Source organism: Nocardia sp. NPDC051750, assembly GCF_044453135.1.
Taxonomy (GTDB): domain Bacteria; phylum Actinomycetota; class Actinomycetes; order Mycobacteriales; family Mycobacteriaceae; genus Nocardia.
Genome location: NZ_JBITCK010000002.1, coordinates 922,620 through 947,230, shown reverse-complemented (window position 1 = coordinate 947,230; position 24,611 = coordinate 922,620). Strand labels below are relative to the sequence as shown.

Below are 24,611 nucleotides of genomic sequence, written 5' to 3'. Positions count from 1 at the left end.
TTCGCAGTAGAACCCGTCTCCAGCACTGCCGAGACAACCGGGCAGTATCGGCGCCCCGGTGCCACTGGCGGGGCTGGCCCTAGAAAGAAGGGGCCTAGGAAGAGGGGGCTTGAGGGCTCGGTGTGCAGGGTGGTCCGATCAACGGGTGCACGACCCAGGCAAGGCCAGTGGTAATCGTTCCCATCCAGATCCAGCAGAGCAGTTGCGCCGGTTTTTCAGTGCGATGACCGGAACCGAAGTACAGCCCGACGACGATATTTTCGAGTTGGGGTTGGTGAATTCCCTACGGGCACTGGAAATTGTCGCCCATGTGGAGCAGACGTACGGGCTCACGGTGGAGGTCGAGGATCTGGATCTCGACAACTTCCGCTCCGCCGGCCGGCTGGCCGCCTTCGTCATGCGTAAGCAGGCCGGGGAACGATGAGCGAGCTCGACGGGCTGGTAGCGATGGCCCGGGAGAATGCCACGGAATGGGATCGGACCGGTCTGCCCGAGGAGGTCATCGGTGCTGCCGCCCGGGCCGGGATTCTCGGCCCGGACCGGTCGCCGGAGTGGGGTGGGCGCGGGCTCGGCCCCTACGAACTGGGACAGCTCGCGGCCCGGCTCGGCGGGGTGTGTACCTCGCTGCGCAGCCTGCTCACCGTGGGTGCCATGGTGAGCGCGGCAGTGGATCGCTGGGCGACCGCTGAGCAGCGGGCGTACTGGCTGCCGCGGCTGGTGTCCGGGGAACTCGTCGCCGGTTTGGCGGCCACGGAGCCGGGCGCGGGGACCGAATTACGCAGTGTTGTCGCGAAATTCGAAGACGACGGGCCCGGCCTGCGGGTCACCGGCCGCAAGCTCTGGGTGAGTTTCGGCGCGGTGGCCGATGTGCTGCTGGTGCTGGGCCGCGCGGAGGGCGGGCTGGTGAGCGCGCTCGTCCGCACCGATCAACCCGGCGTCGTGGTGGAACCGGTGACCGGCCAGCTCGGGATGCGTGGCGCGCGGCTCGCGCACATCACCCTGGACGGCGCCCGGGTACCGCGCAACCAGCTCATCGCCCCACCGGGTTTCGGCCTCAGTCATGTGCTGGGTACCGCGCTGGACCACGGCCGGTACACCGTGGCGTGGGGTTGCGCCGGAATGGCCCGCGCCTGCCTGCACGCGGCGGCGCGGCACGCGGCCGAACGCACTCAGGGCGGTACTCCGCTCAGCGAGCACGCGACGATCCGGGCTGCGCTGGGGCGTGCCTGGGTGGATGTGGAATCCGCGCAGGCACTGTGTGAACGCGCCGCTCAGGCCCGTGTCGCGGCCGGGGCGGAGGCCGTGATGGCGACGGTCGCCGCCAAGTACGCGGCCGCCGAGACGGCGGCCCGGGTCGGAGCGGAAGCGGTGCGGATACTCGGTGCCGCCGGCTGCGCGGCCGACAACCCGGTGCAGCGCTTCGCCCGGGACGCGCAGGTCGCGCAGATCATCGAGGGTTCACGCGATATCGCGGAATTGCATCTGGGGGAACACTTGCTCACTCGGCTGACACGAGAGAAGGACGACGCGTGATCGGGATCGGACCGGTGACCGCGTGGTTCCCGGAGCACGAAATCCGGGTACCGGATCTACCCGAACTCGCCGGGTTGCCGGCGCGGCAGCGTGAACACGCACTGTCGCTCGGGATCGACCGGGTGCGTTGCGCCACCGGGGCGAGCGAGGTGGATCTGGCCGAACCCGCCGCGCGCGGGGCGCTGGAACGCGCCGGAATCGACCCCGGCGCGCTCGACGCGCTGATCCTCGTCCAGGGACGGGCACCGCAGTACCTGCTGGCTTCCGAGGCCACCCGGCTGCAGCATCGACTCGGTGCCGGTCGCGCTTTCGTCACCGGGGTGGGCGAGCTCGGATGTGTTTCGGTGTCGGCGGCGCTGCGGTTGGCGGCGGCGCTGCTGTGCGGGGATCCGCGCTGCCGCACCGTGCTGCTGGTGGCCGTGGCCCGGACGCCGACCCCGGCCCGTTATCGCAGCCCGATGACCGTCCTCGGCGACGGTGCGGCCGCGGTCGTGCTCACCGGCGATACCGCGGCCGGACGATACGAGCTGGTCGACATCGCGGTGCGCAGCGACGGGCAGTACTCCGACCTGTTCCGCATCGACTACCGGGATGTTCCCAGCGAGCGCTGGGTCGAGGAATGCGCCGACGAATCGACGTACAGTTTCCGGCTCGCGGTGGACAGCAGTAAACGGTTCGCCGCACTCAATGCCGAACTCCTCGCTCGCAACGGTCTTCTCCCCGAAGTTGTTTCGGCGATTCTGATGCAGAACCTGTCCGCAGGGGCCTTCGCGTTCTGGTCGGAGGCGCTCGGCCGGCCGATCCACCCCTGCTGCGGGGACAACCTGGTCCGCTACGGACATCTCGGTCCGGTGGACGTACTGATCAATCTGGACGATGCCGCCGAGACGTTGCCGCCCGGCGCTACGGCACTGCTGTTGAACAGCAGCCCGGTCGCGGCGTGGAGCACGGCGGTGCTGCGGAGAACGGATGTGGCGGGATGACCGACCGGCCCGAGCCTGTGAAATGCCTGGTGTGGGATCTCGACGATACGGTCTGGGACGGGGTGGTGCTGGAAAACGACCGGCCCGAGCCGAATTCGGCGGCGCTGGAGAGTCTGCGGGTACTGGACGAACGCGGGATTCTGCACGCCATCGCCAGCCGGGGCGAACTCGACGTCGCGACCGGACATCTGCGCCGGCACGGGATCGAGGACCTGTTCTCGGCGATCACGGTGGGCTGGGGCGCGAAATCCGTCGCGGTGCGGGAGATCGCTGAATCACTGGGGATCGGCCTGGACACAGTCGCGTTCGTGGACAACGACCCGGTCGAACGCGCCGAGGTCGCCGCCGCGCTGCCCCAGGTGCGCTGTTATTCGGCCGAACAGATCGCCGAACTGCCGGGGCTACCGGAATTCGTGCCCGAGGTGATCACCGCGGAAGCTCGCCATCGCCGTGACTATTACCGCGTCGAACGCGCGCGTCGCACCGGTGAGAACGAATTCGTCGGCTCCGACGCGGATTTCCTGGCCTCGCTCGATCTGGTGCTGACCGTGCGGCGCGCTACCGCGGCGGACCTGGACCGGGCGTACGAACTGACCGTCCGCACGCATCAGCTCAACACGACCGGACGCACCTTCGATCTCGCCGAACTGCGGGAACTGAGCCGATCGCCGGAATACGAGGTGCTCGTCGCGGACCTGCGGGACCGCTTCGGCGAATACGGGACCATCGGCCTGGCGGTGACCCGGCGCCGCGGCACCGATTCGGTACTGCTGCTGACCCTGATGTCGTGCCGGGTGATGTCGCGCGGGGTGGGTGGGCCGTTCCTCCGGTTCCTGATCGAGCGGTCGCGGACGGCGGGGCTGCGGCCGACAGCGGAGTTCGTCACCACCCCGGCGAACCGGATCATGCTGGTGACGCTGCGGTTCGCCGGTTTCACCGTGGACGCCACGGACGGCGATCACCTGCTGCTCGTCCATGATCCGGCGCATCGGCCCCCGCCCGCCTCGCATGTCCGGGTGGCCGGCGAGACCACGGCGGCCGACCTGCCGCTCGCGTTGTTCGGTCAGGTCCATCGGGTGCCCGACCGCACCGCGGTGGTGGTCGGCGACCGGCGGCTCACCTATCGCGAACTCGACGAGACCACGACCGCGCTGGCCCGGCGGCTGGTGGCCGCGGGGGTCCGGCCGGGCACCGTCGTCTTGGTCCATCTGCCGCAGACCCTGGAGGCGCTGACCGCCGCGCTCGGGGTGCTGCGGGCAGGCGCGGCCTGGTGGATCGCGGAACCAGACCATTCGGCGGCAACCCTGACGGCCCTGGTGGACGAACTCGGCTGCGGGGTGGCCGTGGTCGCCGGCCCGGCGGCAGGGCTGCCGGAACAGCTGACGACGGTCGACATCCGCGGCCCGGAGCAGGTGCGGGCGGAGCTGCCCGCCACGGTTCCGGACACCGCACCGGCCTACGTGATCACGACCTCGGGTTCCACCGGAATTCCCAAGGCGGTCATCGTCTCCCGCGCGAACCTGGCCGCCATGATCACCGCCCGCGACTACGATCACCGCGGCGGCGAACCGGTGACCTTCGCGGCCTTGCGGCTGCTGTGGGACGGCTGGCTGATGGTGTTCGCCTGGGGCCTGACCGTCGGGGCGACCAATGTCCTGCCCGATGCCGCGACACTCGGGAACGTCACCGCGCTGACCGAGCTCGCCGCGCGATGGCGGCCGACGCATCTGGCGGCCACGCCGTCGATGTACCGGCTGCTGCTTCCCGGGCTCACCGGGTTGCGCAACGTCCTGCGTCAGGTCGCGCTCGCCGGTGAAGCGGTCCCGGCGAGTGTGGTCGCGCGCCACCGGGAGTTGCTGCCGGAGACCGGGTTCGTCAACGAGTACGGGCCCACCGAGGCGACCGTCACCTGTATCGCCTACGACGTGCAGGGGATACCGCGCGGACCGGTGCCGATCGGTACCGCGATGCGTGGGGCGGCCGCCTACGTGCTCGACCCGATGCTGCGGCCGGCTGCCCCGGATACCCCCGGTGAGCTCTACCTCGGCGGTGCCCAGGTGGTGCCCGGGTACGCGGCCCGCCCCGCGCTCACCGCCGGTGTTTTCCTGCCCGATCCGTTCACGGCCGAACCAGGGGCCCGGATGTACCGGACCGGGGATGTCGCGGTGCGCGGCAGTGACGGCGTGATCGAGTTCCGCGGCCGGGTGGACGGGCAGGTGAAAGTGCGCGGGGTCCGGGTCGAGCGGGCGGGTGTGGAGGCTGTCCTCGAGACCCATCCGGCGATCCGGGAAGCCGCCGTGATCGACTTCGCGGGCTCCGACGACGCGGTTCGGCTCACGGCGTTCTGTGTGGTTGCGGCGGATACCGATCCACCCCCCGCCCGGGAACTCATCGCCCACTGCCGCGGCGGTCTCGTACCCCAGGCGATACCGCACCGGTTCCGATTCGTCGAGGCGATCCCGATCGCCACGGCGAGTACCAAACGGGACGACGCGGCGCTGCGGGCATGGGCGGGTGAGGCTCCGGTCGCCGCGCCGATATCCCGGGACGGCTGGACGGAGACCGAACAGGAGCTGGCCGCGATCTGGCAGGAACTGTTGGGACACAACGATTTCGAACGGACAGACAGTTTCCTGGACATCGGCGGCGATTCGCACCTGATCGTGCGCCTGCACCTGGCCCTGGAGGCACGGTGGCCGGGTGCGATCCGGGTGGGACGGCTGTTCGATCTGGCGACCATCGAAGCGCAGGCCACCACGGTGCAGGCCGCCGCGGCGGACACCTCCCGGAATACCGAGGACCGAACCCCGACGCCGCAGGCGTTCGAACTGTGAGCGGAGCACCCGTGTACACCTACCGTGACAACGATATCGCCGTGATCGGCCTCGCCGTGCGCTTCCCGGACGCCGACGATCCGGACCGGTTCCATGCAAACCTCGCGGGCGGCCGCGACAGTGTCGGCCCGATGCCGGCCGCCCGCAGCGCCGCCACCGGACTCGGCGACCCCGCGGACTTCATGCCGATGGGGCATCTCGCCGAGGTGCACGGTTTCGACCATGCCTTCTTCGGATTGTCCCGCCGCGAGGCCGAGGTGATGGATCCGCAGCAGCGGATGGCAGTGGAACTCGCCTACCGGGCCGTCGAGGATGCGGGATATGCGCTGGACGACCTGCGCAAGTCCGAGACCGCGGTGGTGTTCAGCTCCCCCACCCCCGCCTACCACGGGATGGTCGCCGACTCCGGGCCGCTGGGCATGCTCGGCAATCTCGGTTTCGGCACTCCCGCCCGCATCGCTCATCTGCTCGGACTGAGCGGCCCCGTTTACGGGGTGGACAGCGGCTGCAACGCGTCGATGATCGCGGTGCATCAGGCGTGCCGTGAATTGCGTTCCGGTGACGCGGAATACGCGCTGACGGGCGGTATCCGGGTTGCCTCCGGCGGCGCGCGAACCACCGGTCCGGGGCTCTTCTCCGAGATCGTCTCGCCGACGGGTCGCTGCCGGGCCTTCGACGCCGCGGCCGACGGCGCCGCCGGGGGTGAAGGCGGGGCCGCCCTGCTGCTGACCACCCTGGGGCGGGCGCGCGCCGAGGGAGCGGCGGTGTACGCGGTGATCGCGGGGAGCGCCACCCTGCACAGCGGGCATACCGCCGCGACCATCAGCGCACCGAGCGCGCCCGCACAGCAGCGGGTGATCGAGCGGGCGTGGCGGCAGGCCGGGGTGGCTCCGGCAACGGCCGGGTACCTGGAGGCCCACGGTTCCGGCACTCGGCTGGGCGATGCGGTGGAACTGGAAGGTATCGCGGCGGTATTCGGCACCGGGCGAACCGGACCACTGCCGATCGGCTCGGTGAAGACCAATATCGGGCACCTCGATCATGCGGCCGGGATCGCCGGACTGGTCAAGGCGGTACTCGGCCTCGCCCACGGGCAGTTGTACCGGTCCCTGCATTTCGAGCGGCCGACCGATGCACTCGATCTCACGGCGGCCGGGATCGAGGTGCTGATCGCGACCCGGCCCTGGCCCGCCGGCCCGGCGCCGCGGCTGGCAGGCGTCAGCTCGTTCAGCCTCGGTGGCGCGAACGCGCACTGTGTGCTGGCCGAACCGCCACCCGGCCCGGACACCACCGCGTCCGAGGAGCCGGATCCGGGCGCCCGGCTGGTACGGGTCTCGGCTCGGTCCGCGGACGCGCTGACCGAACTCTGCGACACACTCGCCGAAGCGCTGCGCGATGGCGGCCATGCCCTCGACGATGTGGCGTTCACGTTGAACCAGGGCCGCTGCGGGTACGCGCACCGATTCGCGGCGGTGGTCCGCAGCACCGAGGAACTGGTGCATGAACTCGCCGGGCGGGCCGGTCGGACGCCGGAGGAGAAGCCGCCGGGGGCCGCGCCCCGAGTGGCCCTGCTCCTGGCTCCCGATACGGTGCCTGCGCTGGAAGACACGGATCCGCTACCGGAAGAGCTACCCGCCGAAGGGCCCACCGCCGAGATCCTCGCGGCTCAGCTGGCGCTGCATCGTGAACTGCGCCGGTGCGGTATCGAGTTCGCGGCCGTTCTCAGCGCGGGAACCTCCCGTTATGCCGCGCGCCACCTGCTCGGTTCCGCGGTGGCGGTGTCCGCGGCCGAGATCGCCGCGACCGAGTACACGGTCGACGCCGAACGGCTCGCCGCGGCGGCGAATTCGCTGCGCGATGCCGGGCCGGTGGTGTTCTGTGAACCCGGTGCGGGCGGACGTCTCTCGGCACTGTTGCGCGAACACTGCGGTGACGATCTCGATATCGTCTGCGCCACCGAACCGCTGCACCTGCTCGCCGCCCTGTACGTGCGCGGCGTCGATCTCGACTGGGCGGCACTGCAACCCGGTGGCGGTCGCAGAATTCGGCTGCCCGGCCACCCGCTACGGCGAACCCGGTGCTGGATCGATCTACCGGGCAGTGACCGGCCGGCCCCGCCGGTGCAGCGGTCCGCCGCCCACGAGACCTCGGATCCACGGAGCTGGCTGCGGGCGACACTGCGCGAACTCCTGCACACCGATACCGAGATAGAACACGGCGCAGACTATTTCGAGCTGGGTGGCAACTCGCTCATCGCCGTGCAACTGGTGGACAGGGTCGAGGAGGCGTACGGATTCCGGCCCAAACTGCTCGACGTCTACGAGCACCCGAAAGTGGCTGATTTCGCCGAGCTGCTCGTGGCCGGCCCGCGTCCGGCGCACCGCCCGGCGGTGCCCGAACTGGTCGCGCACGACGAACCGGTGCTCTCGTTCGGGCAGGAACGGATGTGGTTCCACCACCAGTTCGATCCCGGGACGACGCTCTACAACTACCCGTATGTGAACCGGCTGCACGGCGACCTCGATATCGACGCACTACGCGGTGTCTTCGCCGATCTCGCCGAACGGCACGAATCGCTGCGGTACAACATCGAAGCCCCCGATGGCCTGCCCGAGCTGCGGGTTCGCGCCGATCTCGGCGATTTCTTCCACGTGGTGGACGTCGCCGATCGGCCGGACCCGGTGGCTGCCGCCCGGGAACTGGTCCGGGCCGCCGCCGCGGCGCCCTTCGATCTGGCGGCCGACCCGCTGCTGCGCGTATCGCTGATCACCCTCGGGCCCGGCGATCACGTCCTGCAGATCACCTGCCACCACATGGTGACCGACGGCGCCACCCCGGTGATCCTGGCCCGGGAGCTCCCGGAACTCTACGCGGCCCGCACCGAGGGGCGCCCGCACCGCCTCGCCCCCCTGCCGTTCCGCTACCGCGACTACGCGCGCTGGCAGCGGCAGCTGCTGGCGAGTTCGGCACTGGAGCACGAACTCGACTACTGGACCCGGACGCTGTCCGGCGCCCCGCGGCTGGAGCTGCCCACCGATTTCCCGCGTCCCGCACGCAAGGGCTTCACCGGCGACCTGTTGCCGTTCACCCTGCCCGCCGCACTGCTGACCGAGCTGCGGGCGCTGGCCCGCCGCGAATCGGTATCCCTGTTCGTGGTGCTGTTGACCGGCCTGTATCTGACCTTGGCCCGGCACAGCGGACAGCGCGATATCGTCGTCGGCACACCGACTTCCGGCCGCAACCGGCGCGAACTCGAAGGAATGCTCGGATTCTTCAACAGCACGGTGGCGCTGCGTGCTCGCCTGTCCGGCGATATGCCGCTGACCGAGCTGCTGACCGACGTGCGGGCCGTCGTGCTGGGCGCACTGGAGAATCAGGAGATCCCGTTCGAGCGGGTGGTGAACGCACTCGGCGACCAGCGCGATCTGGACCGGACCCCCGTGTTCGACGTGATGTACGTGCATCAGGAGATCCCGGAGTTCGCACCCCTGACCGATTCCGCCGGCTCCGATTTCGATACCGACCACACCCCGGCGAATGCCTTCGGTGGATTGCCGGCGGGGACCGCGAAATTCGATCTGACCCTGATCACCTACGCGAACGCCCGGGGCCCGGCGCACGATATCGGCGCCTGTGTGGAGTTCAGTACCGAGTTGTTCACCAGGCAGACGGTTGAGCGCCTGATCGCGACCTACCTGTCCGTGCTGTCACTGATGGTGACCGCTACCGCGCCGGCGGTCGGTGCACTGCTCCGTGACGCGGACGCGCCCGGCACGCCGGTGACGGACGCGGAAACCGCCGGGACGGCGGCAGCGAACGGAGCAGCCGGGCCGGGGTCGGGCGTTTCCACCGACCGGCCGCGGCGACCGGGCGGGTACGGGATCGACCGGGTGACGGGTCCGCTCCCGGACACGGTCGACGAGGCCACCGTGCTCGCGGCCTGGGTGAGCCTGCTGGCCTGGTACTCCGGCCGCGACGAGGTGTCGCTGGGAGTGGTGGGTGCCGGAGGCGAACGGCCGGAAACGATGACGATCGATATCTCCGACGAACCCGGCGGCGCCGAGCTGGTCGCCAGGGCACGTGCGGTCCGGGCGGCGCAACCGGGTACGGCGAACGGGGCCGCCCCACCTGTCTGGTTCGGTGCGCTACCCGGCGCCGGTACCGCGACCGAACTCGCGCTGACCTGGTCGGTGGGTGGTGACGGCCGGCCGGAGTTCACGCTCGGCTACGCGCCCGAATTGTTCGACCGGGACACCGCGGACGATATGGCGGCCGATCTGATCCGGCTGCTCACCGCCTGGTCCGACGATCCCGCCGCCCCGGTATTCGAGGTGATGGCGCGATGAGAGCCACCGGTGTGATCGGCGCGGGCACCATGGGCACCGGTATCGCGCAGTGTCTCGCGGTGGCGGGGCACCGGGTGCTGGTCGTCGACAACGACGACGACGCCCTGGTACGCGCGCAGAACTCCCTGCGGCAGGCCGTGCGCCTCGCCCTGCTGCTCGGCCGCGGCGACCGCGCCGCGCTCACCGCGGCGCCGGACCGGGTGGCGTGGACAACGGATCTCGCGGCACTGCACGACGCGGAGTTCGTCATCGAATGCGTGACCGAGGACATCGCCCGCAAAACCAGCGTGTTCGCCGAACTCGGGCGGGTCTGCGCGGCCGGCACCGTGCTGGCCACCTGCACGTCCGCGATCCCCGTCGCCCGGCTCGCCGCCGTGGCGGCGCACCCCGAACGGGTACTCGGCCTGCACATCATGAACCCCGCGCCGCTCACCGGCACGGTGGAGGTCGTGCGCGGCGACCGAACATCCTCCGCCGCAATGGCTCTGGCGCTGACTGTGGTCGGCGAAATGGGTAAGACCGGCATCGTTGTCGGGGACCGGCCGGGATTCGTGATCAACCGGGTGCTCATGCTGTCGATCGTCGAGGCCGCGACCGCGCTGGACGACGGTGTGCGCGCGGCGACCGTCGACGCCTTGTTCGAGGGCTGCCTCGGTCATCCCACCGGCCCTTTGCGCACCGCGGACCTCATCGGGCTCGACAACGTGGCCGACACGCTGACCGTCCTGCGTACGGAACTGGGCGACGACCGCTACACCCCGCCGCCCGCGCTCACCGCGCTGGTCGCGGCGGGACATTACGGCCGGAAGACAGGACAGGGTTTCCATGACTACCGCTGATACCCGGGGGCGCGACGACTCCGCGGACCGTGCGTACTGGGCAGACCATCTCCGCGACGCGCCGCGGCCGGAGGAACCCGCCGTCGCCCCGACCGGCCGGATCGTGCTCGCGCTTCCGGAATCGGGTGATGTCGCGCGGCTGGCCCGTTCGGGAGGCGGGGCCGCCGCGGTCGTGCTGGCCGGGCTGGCGGTGTACGGGCAGCGACTGGGCGGTGCCACGGAACTGATCGTCGCGCATCTCGAGGGGTCCGTACGCACCCCGGTTCGGGTGCGCGTCAGTGCGTACACGAGCTTCGCGGCGCTGGTGCGGGAGGTCGGTGCCGGGTGGCGCCGGGCCCGCCGGCACAGATTCCGGGACGAGACCGACGACCGGTGGGCCGGCCGAGCGGACCGACACTGGGCGCTGTCCGCCGAATACCTCGACGGGCAGTGGAGTATCGCAGTCCCCGGCCCGGCGCAGGAGTTCGTGCGCCTGTTCGAACGCCTCGTCGCCGAGCCGGCGCGTGGGGTGGGCGGCGTGACAGTGCCCGTCACGGGTACGGGAGACAGCGCACCGGCACCTGATTCGGCTGACGACGAACCCCACGCGCGCACTGTGCTCGAGGGTTTCCGGGAGACGGTGCTGCGCTCCCCGGCGTCGCCTGCCGTCCGCACCGCCGCGGGCGACGCGCTCTCCTACGCCGAACTCGATGCCCGGGCAAACCGGTGGGCGCGGTGGTTGATCCGGGCCGGCGCCGGACCGGAGACCGTGATCGCACTGACCGCACCCCGATCGCTCGCCGGGATCGTCGCGGTCCACGCGATCCTGAAGGCCGGTGCGGCATTTCTCCCCCTCGCCCCCGACCTTCCCGAGCCTCGGCGTGACCGGATGCTCGTCACCGCGCGCCCCATGGCACTACCCGGGCTCGCCCGGCCCGGTGAGCCCGCCGTCCGGGTACTGGAAGCGGCGCATCTCGACCTGCTGGACCGGTTGTCCGCCGGGGAGAAGACCGCCGACCCGGCGATCACGGTCCGCGGTGACAACCTCGCGTATGTCATGTTCACCTCCGGTTCCTCGGGGCAGCCCAAAGGCGTCGGGGTCGACCATGCCGCACTCGGCAACCATCTGGCCTGGGTACAACGCAGATTCGCGCTCGGCGCGGCCGATACGGTGCTGCAGAAGACACCGGTCACCTTCGACGTATCGCTGTGGGAACTGTTGTGGCCGTTGCAGTCCGGTGCGCAGCTGGTGATCCCGCCGACCGGCGATCTCGGGCCCGGGGAGCTCGCCGGGCTGATGCGCCGGTTCGCCGTCACCACAGTGCATTTCGTACCCACCATGCTGCGAGTTTTCCGGGAGACCGAGCAGCTACCGCCCGAAGTCCGCCGGGTGCTGGTGGCCGGTGAAGCGTTTCCGCGCGACCTGGCCCAGTGGTGTGCCACCGGGCCGGCCGAGGTGGTCAACCTCTACGGGCCTACCGAAGCCTGTATCGCGGTGACCGCACACCGGGTACGCGCCGGTGACACGGGTACGGTCCCGATCGGGACGCCGATCCACAATGCCGGGTGCCGGGTACTCGACGCCGCACTGCGGCCGGTGCCGGACGGGGTCGCCGGCGAGCTGTACCTGGTGGGCGTCGCGCTCGCCCGCGGGTACCCGGACCGCCCGGCCGAGACCGCCGGCCGATTCGTCGCCGATCCGTACGCTCCGCACGGGACGCGGATGTACCGTACCGGCGATATTGTGCGCCGCCGCGCCGGTGAGCTGGAGTATCTGGGCCGCAACGATTTTCAGATCAAGTTGCACGGTCTGCGGATCGAACCGGCGGAGATCGAAGCAGCGCTGCTGGCCGACGAGACGGTGGGCGCGGCCGTGGTGGTCGCCGACGCCGACCGGCTGCACGGCTATCTCGTCGCCGCACCCGGATATCGGATCGAGATCGGCGCCGTACGAGCCGGACTGGCCGGCCGTGTGCCCGGCTCACTCCGGCCGCATACGCTGACCGTGCTCGATTCGCTGCCGTCGACCACCGCGGGCAAGCTCGACCGGAGCGCACTACCGGCACCGGTGGTGGAGGAGACGACCTACCGTGCGCCGCAGGACCCGGTGGCGGAAACGCTGGCCGGGGTCTACGCCGAAATTCTGGGCCGGGAGCGAATCGGCGCCGACGACTCGTTCTTCGCCCTCGGCGGCGACAGCATCATGTCGATCCTGCTGGTGGCGCGCGCCAAAAGTCACGGTATCGCGATCACCGCTCAGCAGGTCTTCGAGCACCGCACCCCCGCCGCGCTGGCCGCTGCCGCCGCGGGAACCGCGGCCGTACCCGTGCTCGCGGAGCTGGCCGGGGGCGGTATCGGCGAAATGCCGCTGCCGCCGGCGGCAGCGTATCTGGTGCAGCGCGGCGGTGGCTGGCGCCGGTTTGTGCAGGCCCTGATGCTGGAACTGCCGGCGGGTATCACCGCCGGACAGTTGACCGCCACGCTCTCGGCGGTGCTGGAACGCCACGATATGCTCCGCTCCCGGCTGTACCGGGACGCGGGCGGGCAGTGGCGGTTGTTCGCCGATCCGCCGGGTTCGGTCCGGGCCGAGGACCTGATCGACCGGGTGGGAATCGCTGCCGGGACGGACGAGCGCACCCGCACAGCGTCGGTCGCCGAGGCCTTCGACACCGCGCTGGGCCGGCTCGATCCGGGTGCGGGCGCGGTACTGCGGTTCGTCTGGCTCGAGCCGGAAACGCCGACGGCGAACGAGACCGGCCGGTTGATCGTGGTCGCACACCATATCGCGGTGGACGGTGTCTCGTGGCGGATCCTGGTGCCCGACCTCATCGCTGCCTGGGCGCAGGTCGCGGCGGGTCGGCAACCGCAGCTGCCGCCCGTGGCGACCTCCATGCGGCGCTGGACGCATGCGCTGGCGACGGAGGCACGGCGGGCCGGGCGGACCGCGGAACTGGACTACTGGCGTGAGGTCGCCGGCCCGGCCGATCCGCCGCTGGCCGACCGGCCGTTCGACCCGGCCCGCGATCTTGCCGCCACCATGCGCTACTCCACCGTCGAACTCGACGAGAAACGCACGGCCGCGGTGATATCCACACTCGCCGAGCGGTACCACACCGGTGCGAACGAGATTCTGCTGACCGCATTGGTTCTCGCGGTCGCGGCATGGCGGCCCCGAGACGAGGTGCTGGTGCGCCTGGAAGGGCACGGCCGGGAACCGGATATCGCCCCGGGTGCCGATCTCTCCCGGACCGTCGGCTGGTTCACCGCCCTGTATCCGGTCCGGTTCCGGCTCTCCGGAATCGATATCGCCGAAGCGGCAGCCGGTGGCGAAAGCCTCGGGCGCGCTGTCAAGGCGGTCAAGGAACAGCTGCGGTCGGTGCCGGACCGCGGCGTCGGATACGGCCTGCTGCGGTACCTGAACCCCGAGACGGCGCCGGCCCTCCCGGCCGCGGAGCCGGGACAGATCGTCTTCAACTACCTGGGCGCTGTCGCCGCCTCGGCGATCCCCGGCGAACTGGCCGGTCTCGGCTGGATTCCGGTCGGTGATGCGGGCGAACTGCCGCGCACCCCGGATCCCGATATGCCGGCCGCGGGGGCGCTCGAACTGGACATCATCGTGGTCGCCGGGCGCTTGCACGCCACCATCGGGTATCCGGAGAGCCTGCTCGACCGGGCAGCGGGCGACGAATTCGTCCACCGGTTCGACACCGTACTGGGGCTGCTGGCCGACCATGCCGGTACCGCACGCGGCGGGCATACGCCGTCCGATTTCCCGCTGGTGCGGGTCGGGCAGCCGGATATCGAGCGGTGGGAACGACGGTATCCCGGGCTGGTCGACATCTGGCCACTGGGCCCCATGCAGGCCGGCCTGTTCTATCACGCGGTGTACTCCGGCCGGTCGGTCGATCCCTATGTGCTCCAACTGGTGATCACGCTCACCGGCACCCTCGACTCCGGCCGCTTGCGGGCTGCCGCCCGCGCGGTGCTCGCGGCACATCCGAGCCTGCGCACCGCCTTCCACGCCGACGACTCCGGGACACCGATCGCGGTAGTGCTCGCGGCGGTCTCGCTGCCGTGGTCCGAACTCGACGTGGAACCCGACAGCGATATCGGGTCACTGCTGGCCGCCGACCGCAGCGCCCGGTTCGATCTGACCCGGCCACCGCTGATCCGCTTCACCCTCATCCGGTTCGGTGACGAGCATGCGAAACTCGTGGTGACCAGTCACCACATCGTTTTCGACGGCTGGTCGGTCCCGCTGCTCATGCAGGATCTGCTGACCCACTACGCCGGGGGCGATCGGCACCCGGCCCCGCCGCGACCGTCCTACCGCGATTACCTGCGCTGGCTGACGGGCTGGGAGCCGACCGCCGCGGAGCGGGCTTGGCGTACCGCTTTCGCAGACGTGGTGCCGACACTGCTCGCCGCGCCGGCCGAGCCCGCACCGCCGGGCGCGCTCCCGCTCGAGGAGACGATCCTGCTCTCCGAGGACACCAGCCGAGGGATCGCCGCGACCGCCGCCGATCAGGGGGTCACCGTGAACACCGTGGTCCAGGCGGCGTGGGCACTCGTCCTCGGCGAGCACACCGGCCGCGGCGATATCGTCTTCGGCGCCACCGTCTCCGGTCGCCCACCGGACCTGCCGGGTGTCGAGACCATGGTCGGCCTGTTCATCAACACCGTCGCGGTGCGGGTACGGCTCGACCCGGTCGAATCGATGGCGGCGCTGCTCACCCGGCTACAGCACGAACAGGCCGAACTCACCGCACACCACCACCTCGGCCTTGCCGATATCCAGTCCTGCGCCGCCGGTGCCCACCAGGAACTGTTCGATACCCTCCTGGTTTTCGAGTCCTATCCGTTCGATCCCGGCCTCGCCGCGGAGGCGAGCATCGACGGTCTCTCGGTGACGGGATTCGAATCCCATGAGGCCACCCATTTCCCGCTCGCGTTGTCGGTGTGGTCGGGGGTGGGACCGGTACCACGAGTCGGTGCGGACAACCGCATCCGGATCGTCGCGAGTCACTGGCCGGACGGGTTCGCCGCGGGAGCCGTGCGCGCGCTCCTCGACCGGTTCGGCGCGGCTCTGACGGCGATCGGCACGAATCCGGCGGCAGCCGTGGGGGAATGGCGGCCGGCCGATACGGCACCCGCGGCGGATCCATCGACGCTGAACGAGCACGGAAGGAATCCGCGGTGACCACCTGGCCGCTGACCGCCGCCCAGCAGGAGATCTGGCTGGCACATGAACTCGACACCACCCGGTCCCGGCTGGTTGTCGGCGGGTACGTCCACATCCACGGGCGTATCGATCCCGAGCTGTTCGAACGCGCGTTGCGGGCGGTCGTCGCGGGCTCCGAGACGCTGCGCGTGCGGATAGCGGGCGATACCCAGATCGTCGACGAGCTCACCGATTGGCCACTGCCCCACCGGCGGTTCGACTCCGTGGCCGCCGCCGAGCACGCGCTGACCGCCGAACTGGACCGTCCCTTCGACCTCGGCGCCGTGCCCTTGTTCGACCAGCAACTGATCGAGGTGGGCGAGGCAGGCTACCTGTGGTTCCTGCGCGCGCACCACATCGTGCTCGACGGTGCCGCATTCATGGCGCTGTTGCGGCGGGTCGCCGCGGTCTACACCGCGTACGCCGCCGGGACGGCACCCGCTGACGGACTGTTCGACCGAGTGCAGACGCTGGTCGAGGAAGATACCCGCTACCGCGCCTCGCAACGGTTCCGGGCCGATCGGGAGTACTGGTCGGCACGGCTGCGGGAGATGCCGGAGGCACCGATGTTCGCCGAAGGCCCCGCCGGGGCCGGCGCGGTCGGCTATCCGCGTTACACCGGCGATCTCGCCGCGGCCGACTGGCAGGCCCTGCGTGCGGCCGGTGACCGGTGGACGGCCGGCTGGCCGGCGCTGGTGCTCACGGCGGCCGCCGCCCTGCTGCACGCCGACACCGGCGCGCGCACGATGGTGCTCGGGCTCACCGTGCCGGCGAAGCGGTCCCGTAACGCCCTCGGGATGACCGCCAATGTCGTTCCTCTCCGGCTCGAGCTCGACCCCGCCGGCCGGGTGGCCGACCTGGCGCGGACCGTCCGGGCGGACTCGCTGATAGCGCTGCGCCACCAGCGCTATCGGCTCGCCGATATGTTCGCCGATCTGTCCGCGGCCGGCGGCGAGCGGCGCCTGGTGGGCCCGGTGGTGAATATCCTGCCCCGGCAGCGGGCGGTGGAATTCGGCGCCTATCCGGCGACGCTGCACGATATGTCCGCCGGGCGCACCGACGATTTCACCCTCAGCGTGTACGAAGGCGAGCCGCGGCTGCGGATAGCGCTGGACAGCAGTACGGCCCGCTTCCGGGAGAGCGACCTCGCCGCGCAGCACGACCGGCTCTGTGCCGCATTGCGCGCCCTCGCCCACGCCCCCGACGACCTCACTCTCGGTGGACTGCGTCTCGATACCGCCGGCGGCGCAGACGAACCGGCCACCACGCTGCCGCGGAGCCCGGAAGCTGTCGCCCCGGTTCGTACCGTGCCGGCGGACCGGCCCGTGGCATCGGTGACGGCCACGACCACGCTGGTTTCCTGGTTCGCGCACACCGCCGGATCCCATGCGACGGACCCGGCGCTCACCTTCGGCGCCGGCACACTGACCTACCGCGAACTGGACGAACGCTCCGATCTGCTGGCCCGTCGGGCCGCCGCGGCGGGTGCCGGGCCGGGCGCCTACGTCGTGCTGGCGCTGCCGCGGTCAGTGGACATGGTGGTCGCCATCCTCGCGGTTCTGAAAACGGGTGCGGCGTATGTTCCCGTCGACCCCGCCGACCCGCCCGAACGAATCCGGTCGGTACTCGACGATTGCGCACCGGCCCTGATCCTCACCACGTCCGAGACGCTGCTGCCGGGCGGCACGGTCCCGGTGCTGGCCGTCGACGACGAACCGGCCACGCCCCCGGCGGCCGGGCCGGTGCGCGCCGTGCGACCCGCGGACCCCGCGTACGTGATCTACACCTCGGGTTCCACCGGAAAACCCAAAGGGGTCGTGGTCACCCACGCGAACGTCGTCCGCCTGTTCACCACCACCGACAACTGGTTCGGTTTCGGACCAGCTGATGTGTGGACATTGTTTCATTCGATCGCCTTCGACTTCTCGGTCTGGGAGATCTGGGGCGCATTGCTGTTCGGCGGGCGGCTGGTGGTGGTCGATCGCGATATCGCCCGGTCGCCCGCGGATTTCCGGACATTGCTTGCCGACGAGCGGGTCACCGTGCTGAACCAGACACCGTCCGCTTTCGGCATGCTGGTGGACGCCGACGCCGAGCGCGACGCCGGCGATCTCGCGCTGCGCTGGGTGCTCCTCGGCGGCGAAGCGATCGAACCGCACCGGATAGCGGCCTGGTACGCACGGTATCCCGGTCACGCGGTGGTCGATGTGTACGGCGCCACCGAGACCACCGTGCTGAGCACCGGGTACCTCTCGGGCCCGCACGCGCACGCGAACCGGATCGGGCGGGCAATGCCCGATCTGCGGGTGTCTGTGCTGGATGCCGCCTTGCGCCCGGTACCACCGGGAATACCGGGCGAGATCTATATCGGCGGTCCCGGTGTGGCCACCGGATATCTGAACAGGCGAGAACTCACCGCGGCACGTTTCGTCGCCGATCCCGCCGGACCGCCCGGTGCCGTGATGTACCGCAGCGGCGACAGGGCCCGCCGGATCGACGGTGTTCTGGAATATCTCGGCCGGGCCGACCGGCAGGTGAAGATCCGCGGGTTCCGGATCGAACGTGGCGAGGTCGAGGCGGCGCTGTGCGCGCTTCCCGAGGTCTCCGCCGCCGCCGTCCTGGTCGACGACCGCGCCCGGCTGATCGCATATGTGGTGTCGGAGCTGGACCCCGCGGTGATCCGGGACCGCGTGGCGGCCGGGCTTGCCGCGCATGCGGTGCCCGCCGCGGTCGTCGGGGTCGCCGAGCTGCCGCTGACCGGTAACGGCAAACTCGACGAACGGCGCCTGCTGGCGATCGGCACCGGCGCCCCGGCCGGCGAACCCGACCTGGCCGGCACCGAACGCGAGATCACCGTGCACCGGCTGTTCGCCGAGGTACTCGGCCGTACCGACTTCGGTTTCGACGACCGGTTCTTCGCCGTCGGCGGTGACAGTATCCTGGCGATCCGGCTGGTGAACCTCGCGCGGACCGCCGGGCTGGTGATCACCGCGAAGGATGTGTTCGAACACCAGTCCGTCCGCGCGGTCGCCGCGCTCGCGGTACCGGTGTCCGAAACCGCCGCGGCGGAGGACGCCGGCGCGGCCTGCGGTGCGATGCCGGCCACCCCGATCATGGACCGATTCGGCCGCGCCGGTGTGGTCACCGACGATTTCGCCCAGTACGTCGTGATCCGGCTCCCCGCCGCCGTCACCGAACCCCGGCTGCTCACCGCGCTCCAAACATTGCTCGACCACCACGATGCGCTGCGGATGCGCGCCGAGTGGACACCGCACGACCAGTGGCAGGTGGTGATCCCGGAACCCGGTGCGGTGCGCGTGGACACCGTATTCCGGCGGGTGCAGTCCGGCGGGGGTACCGCGCAGCGGGAGATCGAACGTCTCGCCTCGCACCGCCGGCTGCTGCCGCGGGACGGTGTGATGGTGCAGGCCGTCGTCGTCGACGAACCCGAGGATGCGGTGCTGCTGCTGGTGATCCATCACCTGGTCGTGGACCATGTCTCCTGGCAGATCCTGCTCCCCGATCTCGCCCGGGCACTCGCCGGGTACGAGCTCCACCCGGTACCGGCCTCGCTGCGAACGTGGTCGAACACCCTGGCGCAGCGGGAAATCCCGGAATCCGAGGTGCAGTGGTGGCTGCGCACCACGGACGCCGCCACCAGCACGATCGGCCTGCGTCCACTCGATCCGATGCTCGACCGGATGGCCGATGTCGTTGCCGTCGCCGCCGGGCTCGACGCGGAGGCGACCCGGACACTGCTCACCGCGGTACCTCTCCGGTTCCGCACCGGGATCACCGAAATCCTCCTCACCGCGCTGTCGGTGGCCCTCACTCGCTGGCGTAGCACTGACCCGGTGCTGGTCGATATCGAGGGGCACGGCCGCGATACGGTGCCGGACCTGGACACGTCCCGCACAGTCGGCTGGTTCACCGTTGTCCATCCCGTCCCCATGGATACCGCGGTCGCGGACTGGGACCGGATGGTGGCCGACGGCGGGACACTCGCCGAGGCCGTGCGGCAGGTACGGGAACGGTTACGTGCGGTGCCGGACGGTGGTATCGGCTACGGGCTGCTGTACCGCGAAGGCCGGATCGACGCCGTGGCGCCGATCGGATTCAACTACCTGGGCCGGTTCGATGTCCCGGGCTCGGCCGAACTCGACGCCGCGGGCAGCGCCCGGGGGCCGGACGCGGCAATTCTGTATGAACTGGACATCCAGGTCCATATCGACCCCTCGGGTGCTCTCGTCTCGCAATGGGCCTGGCCGGGCGAGGTGTTCGAGCGATCCGACGTGGACGAACTCGCGCACCTGTGGATCACCGTGCTAACCGCTTTCGTCACCCATCACAGCGGCCCCGCCGAGGGCGGGTACGACCCGTCGGATTTCCCGCTGGTACGCCTCGACGCGGGCACGCTGGCCCGGCTCGGCGAACAGCACGGTGCGCTGCGTGATCTGCTGCCCGCCACCCCGATGCAGGCGGGCATGCTGTTCCACACGCTGTACGAGACCGAATCCGATCCGTATGCCGTGCAGATCCTGCTCACCCTGCGCGGTGCGATCGATCCGGACCGGCTGCGCCGCGCCGCCGCGACCGTCCTGCACCGGCATCCGCACCTCACCGGCGCGTTCACCGTGCACGGCACCGACCGGCCGATCCTCGTGGTGCCCGCGGAGACACCGGTACCGTTCCGGGTGGTCGAGACCGCCGGTCCGGTGGCCGGGGAAACGGTGGAACGACTGGCCCGAGAGGACCTGCGCGCGCTGGATGTACGGGTGGCACCGGTATTCCGGGTGACCCTGGTACCGGTGGAGCCCGGTTCCTGGCGGCTGGTGTTCAGCTTCCACCACGCCCTGCTCGACGGCTGGTCCACCCAGGTGTTCCTGCGCGAGATATTCCAGGTCTATCACCGGATCCCACTCGGGCCGCCACCCGCCTACCGTGAGGTGCTCGCCCGCACCGCCGGCCGGGATCGCACAGCGGCCCGGCAGGCGTGGAAGGAGTTGCTGCGGAATGCCGAACCGACCAGGGTCGGCCGTACCCGCGGCGGCCCGGCCGAACCCGCCGACCTCCATCGGTTCTCCCTGGATCCCGCGACGTCCGCCGCGCTCGCCGAAGCGGCCGCGGCCCACGGCCTGACACTGAACTCACTGGTGCAAGCGGTGTGGGCGCTGGTACTCGAATATCTGACCGGTAGCCGCGAGGTGCTGTTCGGTGTCACGGTGTCCGGCCGCGATACCGGTTTCGATTCCGAGCAGGTCGTCGGCATGCTGATGAACACCGTCCCGCTGCGGGTCCGGATCGATCAGGGAATTTCCGTACTGGAGTTGGCGGCCCGGATCCAGGCCCAGCGGATCTCGCTGCTCGAACACGACCATCTCGGCCTGAGCGAAATTCTCGATACGGCCGGTGAACTGTTCGACACCGCGTTGATCTTCGAGAACTATCCGATCGACACCGCGACCTTCACCGACCCGGCGGCGGATTTCTCGGTCACGGACGCCGAACATCGCGACCGCACGCACTTCCCGCTGGCGGTGACGGTGTTCCCAGAGCCGGTGCTGACCTTCCGCCTGGCGGTTCGCCCGCAACTGCTGGACTGGTTCGGGACAGCCGCGGAGATCCGGTCCGTGCTGACCCGGCTGTGCGACGAGGTGGCGGAGCACCCGGATCGACCGGTGGGCCGGCTGCGACTGCCGGTGCCCGAGATGCCGGGCCGGGGACCGGATCGGGAGATTCCGGAGATGTCGGTGCCCGACCTGTTCGAAAAGGTCGCTGTGGAGTATGCCGATCGAGTAGCGCTGTGGCACAACGGCACCGAGATCAGTTACGGAGAGCTCGACGCGCGCGCGAATCGCACTGCCCACCTGCTGGCCCGATCGGGAGTCGGGGTGGGGACACCGGTCGGGATCGCGCTGCCGCGCTCACCGGAACTGGTCGTCGCCTTCCTCGCGGTGCTGAAACTGGGCGCGGTATGCCTGCCCATCCACGAGGGATACCCGCCCGAGCGGGTCGACTGGTTACTGCGGCACACAGGAGCCGAACTGGTGCTGCGCGACCCGGAATCGGTCGCGGGCACCGACCCGCAGCTACCCCGGACGAACCCCGGAAGCTCCGTGCCCGCCGCGGCGACGGCCTGGCTGATGTTCACCTCCGGCTCGACCGGGACCCCGAAAGGGGTGAGTATCACCCATCGCAATATCGTTGCGCGCGCACTGGATTCGATTGGCCGGGATCGGGAACACACCCGCTTCCTGCTGCACTCCCCCTACACCTGGGACATGGTGGTATACGAGCTGTGGCTGCCGCTGCTGAACGGATACAGCGTGGCCATCGCCCGGCCCGGGCCGCTCGACGCCGCGGACTACCGCCGGGTACTCGGCCGCGCATCGGTCACCTCGCTGCTGCTCTCCGCCGGGCTGTTCCAGGTGCTGGCCGAGGCCATCCCCGCCGAACTCGGCCAGGTGCGCGATATCGCGGCGATCGGCGATGTGCTGGCGCCCGCAGCGGTGGCCCGAATCCGCGCCGCGGCACCGGATATCGCGGTCACGAACCTGTACGGGCCGGTCGAGGCCACCGCCTTCGCGCTCGCCCATCGGATTCCGCCCGGAATCCCGCAGGACCGCCCCGTCCCGATCGGCATCCCGGCCGACAACACCGGGGTCGCGGTGCTGGATACGGCGCTGCGACCGGTATCGCCCGGAGTCGGCGGAGAAATCTATCTGTCCGGCGCCGGTGTGGCCGCGAACTATCTGCGGGAACCCGGGCTCACCGCGGCACGATTCGTCGCCGACCCGCACGGCCGCCCCGGTTCGATCATGTACCGCACCGGCGATATCGGCACCTGGGACCGGGAAGGCCGCCTGCATTTCCTGGGCCGGGCCGATCGCCAGCAGAAGGTCAACGGATACCGGGTCGAACCGGGTGAGGTCGAGGCCGCACTCCTCCAGCAGCCGGATATCGCGGCGGCGGTGGTCACCGTCCGGCCGGGGAGAATCGGGAAAACGCTCGTCGCGTACGTGGTGGCCCGCAGTGGGCAGCCCGACCCGGCGGTCTTGCGCACCCGGCTGGCCCGGTCCCTGCCCTCCTATCTGGTGCCGGCCGCGATCGTGCCGATCGGTGAACTGCCCCTCACCACGAACGGCAAGGTCGATATCGCGGCCCTGCCGCAGCCCTGGCGGGACTCGTCCGGCGGCGCCGCAACCGGGTCCCAGCAGCTGGTGGCAGCGGCGGTGGCAGAAGTGCTGGCACTGGACGAGGTGGGCGCCGACGACGATTTCTTCGACTTGGGCGGTGATTCGCTGTCCGCGATCCGCCTGGTCGACGCGGTGAACACCGCATTCGGTACCGCACTATCGGTGCGCGATATCTTCGAGGCGTCGACGGTGGCAGCTCTGGCCGATCTGGCCGGACAACCGGCGTCCGACGCCGGTGCCGACCCGTCGTCACCGGCCCGGCCGCCGCGACGTGGGCCGATACCGGCCACGAATCGGCCTCCGTCACAACCGATTCCGCTGACCCCCGCCCAGCAGCGGTTGTGGACCATCAACTATCTGTCCGACGGAGCCCCCGGTTACCTGCTCCCCCTGGCGGGTGAAATCACCGGCCCCCTGGACCTGGTAGCGCTGCGGGCGGCCCTCGCGGATCTGCTCATCCGGCACGAGATTCTGCGCACCGTCCTGCCGTACACCGATACCGCCCCGGTTCAGCGGATACTGCCCGCCCCCGCGGCGGACGACCCGGACAGCGCGGTGCCGTTACGAGTGCAGCCCTGCACCCCGGAAGATCTCGAGGCGGCGCTGACCGCGGAACTCACCCGGGGTTTCGACCTGCAGGTGGAGATACCGCTGCGCGTCACAGTGTTCCGGCTGAGCGATACCCGGCATATCTTCGTCTTCGTCCTGCACCATATCGCCGGAGACGTCGAATCCCTGGTGGGCCTGTCCCAGGATTTCGGATTCGCCTACACCGCCCGCGCCGCGGGCCACGCACCGGAATGGCCCGCGCCCGCCGTGCAGTTCGCGGACTACACGCTGGGATTGCGCGACTGGATGGGTCCCGAATCCGACCCGGATACCCGCGCCGCCGCCCAGGCCCGCTACTGGCTCACCGAACTCGCCGGAATACCCCAGGCGCCGGTACTGCCCACCGACCACCCTCGTACCCAGCGGACGGAAGACCGCGCCGCCGGTGTGCCGCTGAGCTTCGACGCCAGAACACATCGGACGATCACCCGGGCAGCGCAGGATTGCTCGGCGAGCACGTACCTGGTCCTGCACGCCGCGTTCGTCTGCGCACTCACCGAATTCGGTGCCGGACAGGATATTCCGATAGGTGTAGCGGTCAGCGGCCGTGATCACGAATCGCTCGACACCATGATCGGCTGTGCGGTGCACACCGCGGTGATTCGGGCGCAGACGGCAGCCGCCCCGACCTTCCGCGACCTGGTGGTCCAGCTGCGGGACCGTCTGGCCGGCGCCACCGAGCACAAGGAGTTCCCCTTCGACCGGCTGGTGGCCCAGCTGAAGCCACGGCGATCCCGGCACCACCACCCGCTGTTCCAGATCATGTCGACCTTCTACCGCGATATCGCCACGGACCATCCCTTCGGCTCCGCGACGGTCCGCGAGAGAGCGCTCCCCCTCCGGCACACCGAGTTCGAACTGCTGTTGCAGCTGCGCGACAGCTACGACACCGACCGCCGGCCGGCCGGGATCAGCGGCGAGCTGATCTACGCGACCGAACTGTTCGACCACTCGACCGTCGAGGCACTCGCCGCCCGAATCCACGAGCTGATACCGGTCCTCTGTGCCGACGTCGACGCACCGCTCGGGTCGGACGCCGGCCGGGCTACCGCCGCCGACCGTGAAGCGTAG

8 protein-coding genes are annotated in these 24,611 nt (G+C 70.3%); all 8 read left to right on the top strand.

Annotation, left to right across the window (positions count from 1 at the left end):
• The first annotated feature begins 58 nt into the window (after window positions 1-58).
• Genes ACIA75_RS11755 through ACIA75_RS11720 form a run of 8 tightly spaced genes read left to right on the top strand, consistent with a single transcriptional unit; the run spans window position 59 to window position 24,611 of the window.
• Window positions 59-424 (top strand): acyl carrier protein, encoded by a 366-nt coding sequence (locus ACIA75_RS11755; RefSeq protein WP_397102724.1) that lies wholly within the window; start codon window positions 59-61, stop codon window positions 422-424.
• A complete protein-coding gene (locus ACIA75_RS11750) occupies window positions 421-1,533 on the top strand; it encodes an acyl-CoA dehydrogenase family protein (RefSeq protein ID WP_397102722.1) in 1,113 nt (370 codons plus the stop codon). The genes ACIA75_RS11755 and ACIA75_RS11750 overlap by 4 nt, the downstream gene beginning before the upstream one ends.
• Window positions 1,530-2,516, top strand: a complete 987-nt coding sequence (locus tag ACIA75_RS11745) for a 3-oxoacyl-ACP synthase (RefSeq protein WP_397102720.1) — start codon at window positions 1,530-1,532, stop codon at window positions 2,514-2,516. Before ACIA75_RS11750 ends, ACIA75_RS11745 begins: the two co-directional genes overlap by 4 nt.
• Window positions 2,513-5,350: an amino acid adenylation domain-containing protein gene (locus ACIA75_RS11740; RefSeq protein ID WP_397102718.1), complete on the top strand. Its 2,838-nt coding sequence runs from the start codon at window positions 2,513-2,515 to the stop codon at window positions 5,348-5,350. The genes ACIA75_RS11745 and ACIA75_RS11740 overlap by 4 nt, the downstream gene beginning before the upstream one ends.
• The gene (locus tag ACIA75_RS11735) at window positions 5,347-9,696 is read left to right on the top strand and encodes a condensation domain-containing protein (RefSeq protein WP_397102716.1); all 4,350 of its coding nucleotides are present in this window, start codon (window positions 5,347-5,349) and stop codon (window positions 9,694-9,696) included. The genes ACIA75_RS11740 and ACIA75_RS11735 overlap by 4 nt, the downstream gene beginning before the upstream one ends.
• Window positions 9,693-10,535: a 3-hydroxyacyl-CoA dehydrogenase family protein gene (locus ACIA75_RS11730; protein ID WP_397102714.1), complete on the top strand. Its 843-nt coding sequence runs from the start codon at window positions 9,693-9,695 to the stop codon at window positions 10,533-10,535. Before ACIA75_RS11735 ends, ACIA75_RS11730 begins: the two co-directional genes overlap by 4 nt.
• The gene (locus ACIA75_RS11725) at window positions 10,522-15,714 is read left to right on the top strand and encodes an amino acid adenylation domain-containing protein (protein WP_397102712.1); all 5,193 of its coding nucleotides are present in this window, start codon (window positions 10,522-10,524) and stop codon (window positions 15,712-15,714) included. The genes ACIA75_RS11730 and ACIA75_RS11725 overlap by 14 nt, the downstream gene beginning before the upstream one ends.
• Window positions 15,711-24,611 (top strand): amino acid adenylation domain-containing protein, encoded by an 8,901-nt coding sequence (locus ACIA75_RS11720; protein WP_397102710.1) that lies wholly within the window; start codon window positions 15,711-15,713, stop codon window positions 24,609-24,611. The genes ACIA75_RS11725 and ACIA75_RS11720 overlap by 4 nt, the downstream gene beginning before the upstream one ends.